General features: G+C 71.9%; 14 protein-coding genes. 6 read left to right on the top strand and 8 right to left on the bottom strand.

Translation table 11 applies throughout. The features are described from left to right. Positions 1-37 precede the first annotated feature (37 nt). Entirely contained in the window at positions 38-715 is a 678-nt protein-coding gene (phoU, locus tag BLV05_RS08285; protein ID WP_231948779.1) for a phosphate signaling complex protein PhoU, read from the top strand. 13 nt (positions 716-728) lie between these two features. Here phoU and BLV05_RS08280 read toward each other — a convergent pair whose 3' ends face one another. From BLV05_RS08280 to mshA, 8 genes are all read right to left on the bottom strand, one after another. Next, positions 729-1,430, bottom strand: a complete 702-nt coding sequence (locus BLV05_RS08280) for a FadR/GntR family transcriptional regulator (protein ID WP_046771207.1) — start codon at positions 1,428-1,430, stop codon at positions 729-731. A 42-nt stretch (positions 1,431-1,472) separates the two neighbouring features. Continuing rightward, complete coding sequence (locus BLV05_RS08275; RefSeq protein WP_052762880.1) at positions 1,473-3,665, bottom strand: alpha-L-fucosidase; 2,193 nt, start codon at positions 3,663-3,665, stop codon at positions 1,473-1,475. Between the two features lie 100 nt (positions 3,666-3,765). Beyond that, positions 3,766-4,794 carry an ABC transporter permease gene (locus BLV05_RS08270; protein WP_197683583.1) on the bottom strand — a complete coding sequence of 343 codons (1,029 nt, stop codon included), beginning with the start codon at positions 4,792-4,794 and terminating at the stop codon, positions 3,766-3,768. After that, positions 4,791-6,296 carry a sugar ABC transporter ATP-binding protein gene (locus BLV05_RS08265; RefSeq protein WP_046771208.1) on the bottom strand — a complete coding sequence of 502 codons (1,506 nt, stop codon included), beginning with the start codon at positions 6,294-6,296 and terminating at the stop codon, positions 4,791-4,793. The genes BLV05_RS08270 and BLV05_RS08265 overlap by 4 nt, the downstream gene beginning before the upstream one ends. Next, entirely contained in the window at positions 6,293-7,354 is a 1,062-nt protein-coding gene (locus BLV05_RS08260; RefSeq protein WP_046771209.1) for a sugar ABC transporter substrate-binding protein, read from the bottom strand. Before BLV05_RS08260 ends, BLV05_RS08265 begins: the two co-directional genes overlap by 4 nt. Before the next feature lie 216 nt (positions 7,355-7,570). Next, complete coding sequence (locus tag BLV05_RS08255; protein ID WP_046771210.1) at positions 7,571-8,317, bottom strand: phosphoglyceromutase; 747 nt, start codon at positions 8,315-8,317, stop codon at positions 7,571-7,573. Between the two features lie 10 nt (positions 8,318-8,327). Next, positions 8,328-8,822 carry a type III secretion system chaperone family protein gene (locus BLV05_RS08250; protein WP_046771211.1) on the bottom strand — a complete coding sequence of 165 codons (495 nt, stop codon included), beginning with the start codon at positions 8,820-8,822 and terminating at the stop codon, positions 8,328-8,330. Next, a complete protein-coding gene (gene mshA, locus BLV05_RS08245; protein WP_052762881.1) occupies positions 8,819-10,087 on the bottom strand; it encodes a D-inositol-3-phosphate glycosyltransferase in 1,269 nt (422 codons plus the stop codon). The genes BLV05_RS08250 and mshA overlap by 4 nt, the downstream gene beginning before the upstream one ends. Before the next feature lie 150 nt (positions 10,088-10,237). On the opposite strand from mshA, the gene BLV05_RS35640 reads away from it, so the two are divergent. The 5 genes from BLV05_RS35640 to BLV05_RS08230 all read left to right on the top strand — a co-directional run bounded on the left by BLV05_RS35640 (position 10,238) and on the right by BLV05_RS08230 (position 13,287). Further along, positions 10,238-10,414 carry a hypothetical protein gene (locus BLV05_RS35640; protein ID WP_157524220.1) on the top strand — a complete coding sequence of 59 codons (177 nt, stop codon included), beginning with the start codon at positions 10,238-10,240 and terminating at the stop codon, positions 10,412-10,414. Positions 10,415-10,479: 65 nt separating this feature from the next. Beyond that, positions 10,480-11,418, top strand: coding sequence for a tyrosine-type recombinase/integrase (locus tag BLV05_RS08240; protein ID WP_046771213.1), 939 nt, complete (start codon positions 10,480-10,482; stop codon positions 11,416-11,418). Between the two features lie 63 nt (positions 11,419-11,481). Then, complete coding sequence (locus BLV05_RS36485) at positions 11,482-11,634, top strand: hypothetical protein (protein ID WP_169790510.1); 153 nt, start codon at positions 11,482-11,484, stop codon at positions 11,632-11,634. Then, positions 11,621-12,919 (top strand): glycosyltransferase family 2 protein, encoded by a 1,299-nt coding sequence (locus tag BLV05_RS08235; protein WP_046771214.1) that lies wholly within the window; start codon positions 11,621-11,623, stop codon positions 12,917-12,919. The genes BLV05_RS36485 and BLV05_RS08235 overlap by 14 nt, the downstream gene beginning before the upstream one ends. Beyond that, positions 12,916-13,287, top strand: coding sequence for a hypothetical protein (locus BLV05_RS08230; protein WP_046771215.1), 372 nt, complete (start codon positions 12,916-12,918; stop codon positions 13,285-13,287). Before BLV05_RS08235 ends, BLV05_RS08230 begins: the two co-directional genes overlap by 4 nt. Positions 13,288-13,290 lie beyond the last annotated feature (3 nt).

Genomic DNA, 13,290 nt, shown 5'->3' with positions numbered 1-13,290 from the left:
GACGGGGAGCCACCTGCCTACCACCCAGGACGACAGGATGACGAAGCCAATGCGCGAGGCGTATCACGAGCAGCTCGACGAGGTCAACGGCCGGCTGATCGGGATGATCCGCAAGACCGGTGAGCTGATGGGGCTGGCCACCAAGGCGCTGCTCGAGGCCGACCTCGACGCCGCCGAGCAGGCCATGGCGTCGGACTCCAGCATCAACCGCGACCACCTCGAGATCGACGAGCAGGTGCTGGAGCTGATGGCCACCCAGGGCCCGGTCGCCTCCGAGCTGCGCATCGTCACGTCCGCCCTGCGCACCACGTCCGACGCCGAGCGCATGGGCGACCTCGCCGTCCACGTCGCCAAGGTCGCGCGTATGCGCTACCCCGACCACGCCGTGCCCGAGGAGCTGCGCGAGACGTTCGCCGCCATGGGCAAGGCCGCCACCGAGATGTCGGCCAAGGCCGTCGAGTGCCTGCGCACTCGCGACCTCGACGCCGCCGCGGAGCTGGCCCAGGACGACAACGAGATGGATCACCTGCACCGGTCGCTGTTCCATGTGCTGCTCGACGACGAGTGGGACCGCGGCGTCGAGGCGGCCGTCGATATCGCGCTGCTCGGCCGCTACTACGAGCGGTTCGCCGACCACGCCGTGCACATCGCCACGAACGTGCGTTACCTGGTGACCGGCGAGATCGAATGGGCCGACAGCACCGCCGGCCACTGACTCGCTCCTAGCGCTAGAGCTCGGCCGGGTCGCCCTCGGCCGGGGTGAGGGCCTCGCGCAGCCACTGCTCCACGCCGGCGACGTGCACCGTCGCCCACGACCGGGCGATGTCGGGCTGGCGCGCCCTGATCGCGTCGACGATGGACCGGTGCTCGGCCAGCGTCCGGGCCACCGCCGCCTCCTGGGTCAGGCCGCGCCAGACCCGGGCCCGGTGCGTGGGCCCGGACAGGCTCTCGACGAGCGAGCAGAGCACCGGGTTGCCGGAGCCCTCGGCGATCAGCCGGTGGAACTCCAGGTCGCTGGTGACCAGCTCCTCGACCCCCGTGTCCGGGCCCAGCGGCGCCATGATCTGTTCCAGCTTCGCGATGGCGTCGTCGCTCATCTGCACGGCCGCCATGGCCGCGGCGGCCGGCTCGATGATGCGGCGTACCTCGAGGAAGTGCAGGACCGTGTCGTCGCGGTGGAAGTCGACGACGAACGCCATCGCGTCGAGCAGCAGGTTGGGCGACAGGCTGGTGACGTAGGTCCCGTCGCCCTGCCGCACGTCGAGCACATGGATCAGTGACAACGCCCGCACCGCCTCGCGCAGGGAGCTGCGCGACAGCCCCAGCCGCTCGGCGAGGTCGGCCTCGCGCGGCAGCCGGTCGCCGGGGCTCAGCTCCCCGCTGACGATCATCTGCTTGATCTTCTCGATGGCGACGTCAGTCACAGCCATGCGGTCGTTCCCCCTTGCGAACCTGGTCGGACTATACGCGGCTCAGCTCGGCGGACGGCCGAACACCTGGACCTCCGCCAGCGACAACGGGTTGCTGCCGGAAGTGAGCTGGACGCGGACGTACCGGCCGGTCACGTCGACGGGAAGGCGGGTGGGCCGGCCGGCCGCCGCCTCCTGGTGGAACGCTTGGACGCCGGGCTGGGCCAGCGTCTCGGCGACGGAGTCGTGCGCGAACGGCTGCTCGGACACGAACACGTAGTAGTCGCTGAGCCGGTCCGAGCAGCAGTCGGTCCGGTTCCACAGCGCGATCTCGCCGAGCTGCCGGCTCGCGCCGAGGTCGACCTGCCACCACGCCTCACTCTCCGGCTCGGCGGTGTGCGTGACCGAGCTGTTCCACCAGCTGCCGTCGGTGTTGCCGTCGACCGCCCGCTCCGGCTGCCCGTCGGTGCCCTGGTACAGGCTCTTCTGCGCCACCGGCTTGCCCTGGGCGATCTCCTCGAACCCGGTGAGCACCGACCCGTCCAGCTCGTACGTCAGCCGGCCGGAGCGCACCTGCGCGCCGATGTCGTACCGGCCGGGCTCGGCGTCGGCGGCCGGGGCCACCTGCAGCTCGACGGTGCGCGACTCGCCGGCGGCCAGCCGCGGGACGACCGCCTGCCGCGGCGTCACCGTCCACCCGTCCGGCACGTCGAGCGTCACCCGCCCACCCACCGCGGTCTCGTCCGACGGGTTGGTCAGCGTCACGCCGGCCGAGACCGGCGCGCCGAGCTCGGTGGCGTCGGCGACGGTGAGATCGGTGCGCAGCAGCGTCGGCACGCCCCGCGTCTCGATCTTGAACGTGTACGCGTGCTCGCTGGCCGTCGCCGCGGCGCCCTCGTCCGGCATGGTGACGGTGACGCCGTCGCCGGTGCGCTCCCAGGCCAGCGCGTCGCCGTCGGAGCCCAGCAGCGTGATCGTGCTGTTGTCCACCAGCGGCAGGTCGCCGGAGAGCGTCAGGTCCGTGCCGGGCCACTCCAGCGCGGTGGCGTAGAGCGTGCCGTCGTTCATCGTGTACCGGACCGGGACGTTGCTGTTCTCGTCATCCGCGTGATTCCAGTACGTCGTGCCGTAGATCGCCTCGCCGTTGATCTCCAGCCAGTCGCCGAGCGCGCGGACCCGCTCGGCCTGCACCTCGGGGATCGTGCCGTCGGCCCGCGGCCCCATGTTCAGCAGCAGGTTGCCGTTCTTGCTGACGATGTCGGCGAAGCTGTCGATCAGCTCGTCCGGGCTGAGGTGGTCCTCGGGGCCTTCCTCGGCGTTGAACCCGAACGACCGGCCGATGCCACGCGTGGCCTCCCACTTGTCCGGGTTGATGTCGGGCTCGACGGCGTACTCCGGCGTCGTGAAGTCGTGCACGCCGTTGCCGCACCGGTTGTTGACGGTGACCTCTTTCGGCTCGTCGCGGTTCTTCGCCTGGTTGAAGTAGTAGGCCATGAACTCGTTGCTGTTGTTCGGCCCGCCGATGTCGCACCACATGATGTCCGGGTCGAACCGGTCGACCAGCTCCAGCATCTGCGGGTACTGGTGGTCCATGACGTAGTCGTCGACCGGCGTGTAGCCGGTGTAGGGCACCGGAGCGCCGGTGTACGGGTTGGTGGGGCCGTTGGCGTACCAGCCGCCGACCGGGTGGTACCACTCGGGCATCGAGTAGTAGAAGCCGGTCTTCAGCGGGTAGTCCTCGGCCGCCTCGAACAGTTCGGCGGCGAAGTCCTGGCCCGGCCCGAGCGCGACGGTGTCGCGGTCGGTCGTGTCGGTGTCCCACAGCGCGACACCGTCGTGGTGCTTGCTGACGAACACGAAGTACTTCGCGCCGCCATCGACGAACAGGTCCAGCCAGGCCCGCGGGTCGAACTCCTCGGCCTGCCAGTCCGCGATGAACTGGTCGTACGGCACGTCCTGCCCGTACACCTCGGCGTGACGGTCCTGCGTCGGGCTGCCGTCGCGGACCAGTTCGGGCCAGTACCACTCGGCGTAGGCGTGGCCGCCGGTCGGCGGCGCGTACGCCGGCACCGAGTACGGCCCCCAGTGGATGAAGAAGCCGAGCTTGGCGTCCTCGAACCACTCCGGCGCGTCGTGCTGGTTCAGCGACTCCGGCGTCGGCTCGTAGTCCGGGACGTCCTCGGCGCCGGCCGGCGCCGCGACGGCGGACGCGATGACGGCGAGAGTGGCGGCGGTGGTGACGATGGCTCTGCGCATGTGGCTCACCCCAGGGACAGATACATCGGATGTATCTGGAGTGTATCGGGCTGTTGTCGTTCGAATCAAGACATGGAGTGACAATTGGTCCGATGGCTGGTCAATCTTGGGCGCGGCCGGTCGTGAGCCGGGCCAGCACCAGCGCGGCGAGGATGATGCCGCCGTAGATGGCCTGGATCCACTGCGCCGACACGCCGCCGAGGGTGAGTATGTTCGTCACCAGGCCGAGCACCAGCACGCCGCAGAGCGCGCCGAACACCGTCCCCTTGCCGCCGGACAGCGCCACCCCTCCGATGACTGCCGCGGCGAACACGGTGAAGATCATCCCCTCGCCCTGCGCCGCCGCGACCGAGCCGAGCCGGCCGGTCATCAGGACGCCAGCCAGCGCCGCCAGGGTGCTGGCCGCGATCAGGGCGCCCCACACGACCCGGCCGACGCGGATGCCGCCGGCCCGCGCGGCGTCCTCGTTGCCGCCGACCGCGTACAGCGCACGGCCGGCCCGGAACGAGCCCAGGACGACCATGCCGAGGGCGAACGCGACCGCGCAGATCCACACCGACGCGGGCAGACCCAGCCAGCGGGTCGAGCCGAGGTAGGTGAACGACTCGGGGATGTCGAACAGGTTCTGCCCCTCGGTGATGCCGATCTGCAGCCCGCGCAGCACGATCAGCATGCCGAGCGTGACGATGAACGCGGACAGCCCGAACCGGACCACCAGCAGGCCGTTGAAGCAGCCGATCAGCACGCCGGCCAGCAGGCACAGCGGCACCGCCGTCCAGGCCGGCAGGTCGGTGCCCAGCCCGTTGCTGGCCACCGGGATGACCAGCGCGATCGCGATGGCCGGTGCCAGCCCGACGGTCGACTCCAGCGACAGGTCCAGCCGGCCGGTGATGAGGATGAGCACCTCGGCCAGCACCAGCAGCGACAGCTCGGTCTGCTGCTGCAGCACGTTGATGAGGTTGCCGCTGGTGAAGAAGACGGGGTCGACGAGCGCCCCGATGACGAGCAGCACGACGATGGCCGGCAGCAGCGCGAGGTCGCGCAGCCGGGCGAAGCGCAGCGACGGGCGGCGCGGCATCCGCCCGCCGGGGCCGCCGGGCCGCTCGGTGGCGACGGTGGTCTCGGTCACGGTGCGACCCCTTCCGTTGCGGCGACCATCTCGTGGTCGGTCCAGCCGCGCGGCAGCTCGGTGCTGACGCGGCCGCGGAACATCACGACGACCCGGTCGCAGACCCGCAGGTCCTCCAGCTCGTCGGAGACCAGCAGCACGGCGGTGCCGGCCCGCGCCGCCGCGTCGACGGTGGCCAGCAGCGACTCCTTCGCCCGGACGTCGACGCCGGCGGTCGGGTTGACCAGCACCAGCACCCGCGGGTCGGTGGCCAGCGCGCGGGCCATGACGACCTTCTGCGCGTTGCCGCCCGACAGCCCCGCGACCGGCTGCTCCGGCCCGTCGGTCTTGATGTCCAGGTCGCCGATCATCCGCTCGGCGAACTTGCGGCGCCGGCGGGCATCGATCCAGCCGAACCGGCCGAGGCGGTCGCCGATGGTGAGGCTGGCGTTCTCGGCCACCGACAGCAGCGGCACCAGCCCCTCGCGGTGGCGGTCCTGCGGGACGTAGCCCACGCCGGCCCGCAGCGCCGCCGGGACGCTGCCCGGCTTCGGCCGCCGGCCGGTGACCTCGACGGTGCCGGCCGACGGCGTGCGCAGGCCGGCGACCACCTCGGCCACCGGCGTCTTGCCGCTGCCGCCGATGCCGGTCAGGCCGATCACCTCGCCGGCCCGGACGGTGAGGTCGACGTCGCGGCAGTGCCCGTCGACGGTGAGACCGCGCACCACGAGGCTGTCGCCGGCGGTCTCGGGCAGCGGCGGGCGGGCCTCGCGCGCCGTCGACCCGGCCGCCGCCTGTCCCGTCATCGCGTCGACCAGCCCGCGGTGGGTGATGTCGGCGACCGGCGTGGTCAGCACGTGTTTCGCGTCGCGGTACACCGTCACCGTGTGGCAGAGGTCGAAGACCTCCTCCAGGTGGTGGGAGATCATCAGGAACGTCACGCCCTGGGCTTGCAGCGCGCGGATGCGATCGAACAGCCGCTCCACCGCCGGGCCGTCCAGCTGCGCCGTCGGCTCGTCGAGGATGACGAACCGGGCGCCGAACGACAGCGACCGCGCGATCTCGACCAGCTGCCGCGTCTCGACCGACAGGTCCCGCGCGTGCACCGCCGGGTCGACGTCGACGTCCCAGCGCTCCAGCACCTCGGCGGCGCGCCGGCGCAGCGCCGGCCAGCGGATCGGCCGGCCGCGCTCGCTCTGGCGGTCGAGGAACAGGTTCTCCGCGACGCTGAGGTCGAGGATGATCGTCGACTTCTGGTAGACGCAGGCGACCGCCTCGCGCCAGGCGTCGCGGTCGGACAGCGCCGGCGCGGGCCGCCCGCCGAGCCGCAGCTCGCCCTCGTCCGGCGCCTGCAGCCCGGTGAGCATCGAGACCAGCGTCGACTTGCCCGCGCCGTTGCGCCCGACGAGACCGTGGATCTCGCCGGGCGCCACGACGATGCCGGCGCCGTCCAGAGCGGTGGTCGCTCCGTACCGCTTGACCAGGCCGCGCGCCTCCGCGACCGCAGGGGTGTCCGTCGTCATTGGTTGATCTGGTTGCCCCAGAGCTCGGGGTCGTCGACGTTGTCGATGGTCACCAGCGGGGCCGGTAGCTGGTCCTCGAGGACGCCGGGCCGGACCTCGACGATGGTGCTGTCATGGTCGGTCGGGCCGGGCTCGAACGTCTCGCCCTCGAGCGCGGCCTGCGCGTAGAACAGCGCGTACTGCGCGTAGAGGTCGGCCGGTTGCGACACCGTCGCGTCGATGTGGCCCTCGCGGATCGCCTCGTACTCCTGCGGGATGCCGTCGTTGGACACGATGACGATGTGGTTCGGGTCGTCCGGCGGCAGCAGCTTGCCCTGGTCGCGCAGCACCTGCAGGGTCGGCGCCAGGAACACGCCACCGGCCTGCATGTAGATGCCGTTGATGTCGGGGTGCTGGGTGAGCCGGGTCTGCAGCGCCGCCGCGGCGGCCGCGCCCTCCCACTCCGTCGGCTCCTCGAACACCTCGATGTCGGGGAAGTTCGCGGCCATGCACTCGGCGAACGCCTCGGACCGGTCGCGGCCGTTCACCGACGACAGCGAGCCCTGGAACTCGACCACCTTGCCGGTGCCGCCGAGCTGCTCGCCGAGGAACTGGCAGGCCTGCTCGCCGTAGGCGCGGTTGTCGGCGCGGACCACCATGAACACGTCGCCCTCGTCGGGCCGAGTGTCGACGGTGACGACCGGGATGCCGTCGTTGTTCAGCTGCTCGATGGTCGACGCGATGGCGCCGGTGTCCTGTGGCGCCATGACGACCGCCTCGGCGCCCTGGCTGGTCACCGCCTGCACGTTCGCCACCAGCGCGGCAACGTCGTTCTGCGAGTTCGTCGGCTCCATCAGGTCGATGCCCAGCTCGTCGGCGAACTGCGGGACATAGCTGGCGTAGGAGTTCCAGAAGTCGGAGTCGGAGCGGGGCAGGTCGAGGGCGATCGGGCCGCCCCCGCCGCCGTCGTCGCCCGATCCGTCCGTGCTGGTCGAGCCGCCGTCGTCACTGCACGCGGCGAGCACCAGGCCCGCCGCCGCCAACGCGATCGCGACCCGGCCGGCCGTCGTGGTCCTCATCGTCGAGACCTCCTGCTGTCGAGCCTGGTGCGCTCCCAGTCACATCGGCGGAAAACATCCGATGTCTAGCCAGCGTTCTACCAGTCGTCGCGCACGCGTGTCCAGGGGTGGGCCAGCAATCAGCGCAGCGAACGGCAACTCGTCCTACGTCTGACGGCGAAGGGCGCCACCAGGACCTGCCTGGTGACGCCCTCGAGGAGGTGGGTGAGCGGCTGGTCAGCGACCCTGGTTCTTGACCGCCTCGATGGCCGCCGCGGCGGCGTCGGGGTCGAGGTACTCGCCGCCCGCGGTGACCGGGCGCAGCGACTCGTCCAGCTCGTAGTACAGCGGCACGCCGGTGGGGATGTTCAGCCCGGCGATGGCGTCGTCGGAGATGCCGTCGAGGTGCTTGACCAGCGCCCGCAGCGAGTTGCCGTGTGCGACGACGGCGACGGTCTGGCCGAGGCGCAGGTCGGGCACGATGGCGTCGTACCAGTACGGCAGGAACCGGCCGAGCACGTCCTTCAGGCACTCGGTGGCCGGCAGCAGCTCGGGCGGCAGGTCGGCGTAGCGGGGGTCGCCGGTCTGGGCGAACTCGTCGCCCGGGTCGATGGGCGGCGGCGGGGTGTCGTACGAGCGGCGCCAGAGCATGAACTGCTCTTCGCCGAACTCGGCCAGCGTCTGCTTCTTGTCCTTGCCCTGCAGCGCGCCGTAGTGGCGCTCGTTGAGCCGCCAGTGCCGGCGCACGGGGACCCAGTGCCGGTCGGCGACGTCGAGGGTGATGTTGGCGGTGCGGATGGCCCGGCGCAGCACGCTGGTGTGCAGGACGTCGGGCAGCACGCCGCGCGCCTTCAGCAACTCGCCGCCGCGCCGCGCCTCGGACTCGCCGTTCGCGGTGAGGTCGACGTCGACCCACCCGGTGAACAGGTTCTTCGCGTTCCACTCGCTCTCGCCGTGACGGAGCAGGACCAGGCGATACGTCATGGCGCACAGCCTACGGGGCCGGGCGCAGGTGTTCGAAGGCGGCCAGGTTGCGGGTGGACTCGCCGCGGGCGAGCCGCCACTCCCACTCGCGCCGGATGGACGAGGCGAAGCCGAGCTCCAGGATGGTGTTGAACGAGGAGTCGGCGGTGGCGAGCACGATGCCGAGCAGGCGGTCGATCTCGTCGGCGGTGACGGCGTGCAGCGGCAGCCGGCCGACCAGGTAGACGTCGCCGGCATGGTCGACGGCGAACGCGATGCCGGACAGCCGGGCGTTGCGCTCGAGCAGCCAGCGGTAGACGGCCTCGTGGTTCTCGTCGGGTTTGCGGGCGACGAACGCGTTGACGACCAGGCTGTGGTCGCGGACGGCGAGGCTGCACGACGTCTTCAGCTTGCGCTCGCCGGGCAGCTCGACGGCGAACTCGCCGGGCGCGGGCTCGTCCCACGGCTGCCCGGACTCGCCGAGGTAGGCGCGGACGACCGCGGCCGGACCCTCGTCGGTCGTCATGCCGTCATCACCTGCCGCCGTTCCATGGCTCGCGCGTAGACGTCGAGCATACGAGTCGCCGTGGCGTCCCAGCCGAACTCCGCCGCATGCGTCACCGCGCCGGTGCCGAGCCGTCGCAGCCGGTCCGGGTCGCCGATCAGCCCCGCGACGGCGTCGGCCCAGTCGGCCGGGTCGTGGCCGTCGACCAGCAGGCCGGACACGTCGTGGGCGACGGCGGTGCGCAGCCCGCCCACCGCGGCCGCCACGACCGGCGTCCCGCAGGCCTGCGACTCCAGCGCCACCAGCCCGAAGGACTCGCTGTAGGACGGGACGGCGGTGAGGTCGGCAGCGCGGTACCAGTCGGCCAGGGCGAGCTGCCCGACCGGCGGCTCGAACCGGACGACGTCCGACACGTCCAGCGTATGCGCGAGGCGCGTGAGGGCGTGCGGCTCGGCCAGACCCGACCCGGACGGCCCGCCGACCACGGCCACGACCAGCCGCTCGCGTAGCGCCGGGTCGCGGGCCAGCAGCAGCGACGCCGCCCGCACCAGCACGTCCGGCGCCTTGAGCGGCTGGATGCGCCCGGCGAACAGCAGCACGACGGCGTCGCGCGGCAGCCCCAGCCGGGCCCGGGCGGCGGCGGCCGGGCCGGGCGCGAACACGTCGAGGTCGACGCCCGGCGGGACCGTCGCGACCCTGGCGGGGTCGGCGCCGTACAGGCCGGCCAGCTGGGCGGCCTCGTCGTCAGTGCTGGCCACCAGCAGGTCGGCGGCCGCGACGACCTGCTCTTCGCCCAGCTCGCGCTCGCGCGGCTCGGGGCTCTCGCCGTCGGCCAGCGCGAGGTTCTTCACCTTGGACATCGTGTGCATCGAGTGCACCAGCGGGACGCCCCAGCGGCTGGTGGCCAGCCAGCCGACGTGGCCGGAGAGCCAGTAGTGCGAGTGGACGAGGTCGTACCAGCCGGGCGGACGCCTCGCCTCGGCGCGCAGCACGCCGGACGTGAACGCGCACAGCTGCGCCGGCACCTCGGCGACCGGCAGCAGCTCGTACGGGCCGGCGGCGACGTGGCGCACCAGGACGCCCGGCGCGGTCTCGACCACCGGCGGCTGGCCGGACGACGTCGCGCGGGTGAACACTTCGACCTCGACGCCGAGCCCGGCCAGCCGGCGCGCGAGCTCGACGACGTACACGTTCATGCCGCCGGCGTTGCCGCCGCCGGGCTGGTCGAGCGGGGAGGTGTGGACGCTCAGCATCATCACCCTGCGCGGTCCGCGCGTGCCCGACATCACAGTTCCCGTAACCGGCTGCGACGCCGGGCGATTCCCTGGCACAGTAGGCGCGCTCACGCGATAACGACCGATTAGCTGCATAAATGCGAATAGCCCGGGACGTCCCGCGACACCGATACCGAGTCGTTAGTCGCTTCAGCGGCCACGGTGATCGCCCTCGACGCGGCCGCGGCGCACTCCGGCCGGCCGCCCGGCACCCGTGAGCTGGCCCGCCTGCGCACCACGCTGACGCCGGTCCAGCGGCGCGCGTTCTACCGCGACATTCCGGCCCTGCCCGGTATCGAACCGATTTCAGGTTCGTCACGGAAAGTCACGAAACCGTGACTTTACGTAACATCGACCCGATGGTTGTCCCTAGCAACGATGCAGGGCATCCCCGGGGGGGCGATGTGTTCGCGCGGACCAAGGCCGCCGCATGGCGGTCAGCCATCGACGACTACACGCTGGTGCTCAGGGCGGCCAAGCGCAGCACTAACACGATCCTCGTGCGGCGCTCCCAACTACGCCGGTTCGCCGCGGACCACATCAGCACCCACCCGTGGCGGATCAGCGAGGACGACGTCGTCGCCTGGCTCGCCCTGTACGAGTGGACCGCCTCGACCACGTCGAGCCACCAGTCCGCACTGCGCGGCTTCTACCGCTGGGCGTACGCGAAGGGCCGCTGCAAGAGCGACCCCACCGCCGCGCTGGAACGCATCAGCGTCCCGCGCCGGCTGCCCGACCCGGTCAGCGAGGCGGTGCTCGCCGACGGCCTGGACGACGCCACCGACCGGGTCGAGCTGATCCTGCTGATGGCCGGCTACGGCGGCATGCGCCGCGGCGAGATCGCCCGCTCGGAGTGGACCTGGCTGAACTGGAAGCCCGTCACCGACGACGCCGGCCGCCCGGTCGTCGACGACGCCACCGGCAAGACGGTGATGTGGCCGGTGTTCATCCGGATCCACGGCAAGGGCGGCAAGTACCGCGACGTCCCGGTGCACCCGCGACTGGCCGACGCGCTGGTCGCCGAATGGGCGCGCCGGCAGGCCGGCCACGCCGGCACCGGCTGGCGCTACGGCACCAGCGACCCCGACGCGATCCGCAGGTGGCTGTTCCCCGGCCGCCGCGGCCGGCACCTCAACCCGTCCTCCATCGGCCACATCGCCAAGCAGGCCCTCGGCGGGCGCCGCGGGCACTCCATGCGGCACCGGTTCGCCACCGAGCTGCTCGCCCGCGGCCGCGACATCCGCGAGGTCCAGGAACTGCTCGGCCACGCCTCGCTCAACACCACCCAGGTCTACACCTACGTCGCACCCGAGCGGCTCACCGCCGCCGTCAACGTCCTGTAGACGCACACCACCACAGCGTCCCGCCCCACCCGGGGGCGGGCGAACCAGAAGAAAGGAAGATCCATGTACGAGGGGGCACTGCCCACCACGGGCGCCGGAGTCGCCGTCGCCGGCGGCGCGACCGGACTGTCGTGGGTGCTGGCGATCGGCGTCGCGCTGGTCGTCATCGGCATCACCGCGACGCGGCTCACGAGAAGGAGCCGTGGCCGGGCGTAAGGCCGGGGGCTGGGCGGTCGCCATCCTGGCGGCCGCCACGGTCCTCGCCTTCCACCAGCAGGCCTGGTTCGCAGCCCCGCGCTTGAACTTCGCCACCGTCTTCTACCTCACCGTCGCCGGCATGCTCATCTGGATGCTCGCCGCCAGCGCGCGGCGGCGCCGGTTCACCCACCTGCCCGTCGCGGCCGGCCGGGTCGTCGTCATCGTCCCCGCCTACAACGAGGACCCCGCCCTGCTCGAGGCGTGCGTGCGGTCGCTGCTACTGCAGACCGTGCCCGTGCACGAGATCATCGTCGTCGACGACGGCTCCGACACCCCCGTCGAACCGACGATCCACGACCCGCGCGTCACGTGGCTGCGGCAGCACAACGCCGGCAAGCGGCACGCCCAGATCGCCGGCCTCACCGGCCGCAAGCACGCCGACTACATCGTCACCGTCGACAGCGACTCCGTCGTCGCCCCCGACGGCATCGAGCAGCTGCTGCGCGCCATGTCCGACCCCCGCATCCACGCCGCCACCGGCGCCTGCATCGTGCGCAACCGCACCGACAACCTGCTCACCCGGCTGGTCGACCTCGAGCTCAACCTCGGCAACCTCATCGCCCGCCGCGCCCGCTCCCTCGTCGGCGCCGTCGCCCCCACCTCCGGCCCACTCGCGATCTACCGGGCCGCGGTCATCTTCGACCACGCCGCCGAGTACGTCACCGACGGCACCTACGGCGACGACCGCCGGCTCACCCACTACGCGCTGCAGCGCGGCCAGGTCGTCGCCGTCGACGAAGCCGTCGTCGAGTTCCAGATGCCCACCACCACCCGCGGCACCTTCAAGCAGCGGGTGCGCTGGTTCAAGGGCTACTTCCGGTACCTGCCGTGGGAGCTGCGGCACCTCACCGGGTGGGCGCTCGCGCTGCGCTGCTGGAACCTCACCCTGCTCACCCTCTACCCGCCCGTGCTGGCCGTCGTGCTCATCGCCGTGCCCGTCGCCGGCGGCCGCATCTACTGGGAGGCCTTCGCCTACTGGGCGATCCTCGTCTACGTCCAGGCCGCCCACTACGCCCTCGACCGGCCCGGCCTGCCGCTGCGGACCCGCATCGCCGCCTGGCTGCTGCTCACCCCGCTGCTCGTCCCCTACCAGGCGCTGCTCATCCGCCCCGCCATGTACTGGGCCATCACCCAGCTCCGCGACACCAGTTGGGCCACCCGCGGCACCACCCACCAGCCCACCCACCGACGTACCGGCCGCGGCCGGTACCGCGTCCGCACCGCACAGGAGGTACGAGCATGACCACCATCGCGCAGTCCACCGCCGGCGTCTCGCTCGGCGACCTGCAGACCGTCCTCACCTACCTCGCCGACCGGCCGCTGCTGCCCATGCCCGACGACGTGCGCGTCTACCGCTACAAGGACCCCTGGCTGTACGTGCACCTCACCTTCGACGTCAGCGGCCGGGCGGCGTTCGACGCCTGGGTCGCCGAGCTCGGCGAGGACGACCACGTGAAGGAGCGGGAGAGCGAGCACAGCCGCGGCGCCTCGGTCACCGGCGTCACGGTCAAGGCGCGCGGCCGCCGTGAGATCCGTCTGACCTTGTCCTGGTACCGACCTCACGACGACGACACCGCCGCGGCGAGCAACAGTCCGGGGGTGGAGGGATGATGC

It is taken from the genome of Jiangella alkaliphila (assembly GCF_900105925.1).
GTDB lineage: Bacteria > Actinomycetota > Actinomycetes > Jiangellales > Jiangellaceae > Jiangella > Jiangella alkaliphila.
Note: the sequence above shows the minus strand (reverse complement) of the source record. Positions and strands in the feature narration are given on the sequence as shown.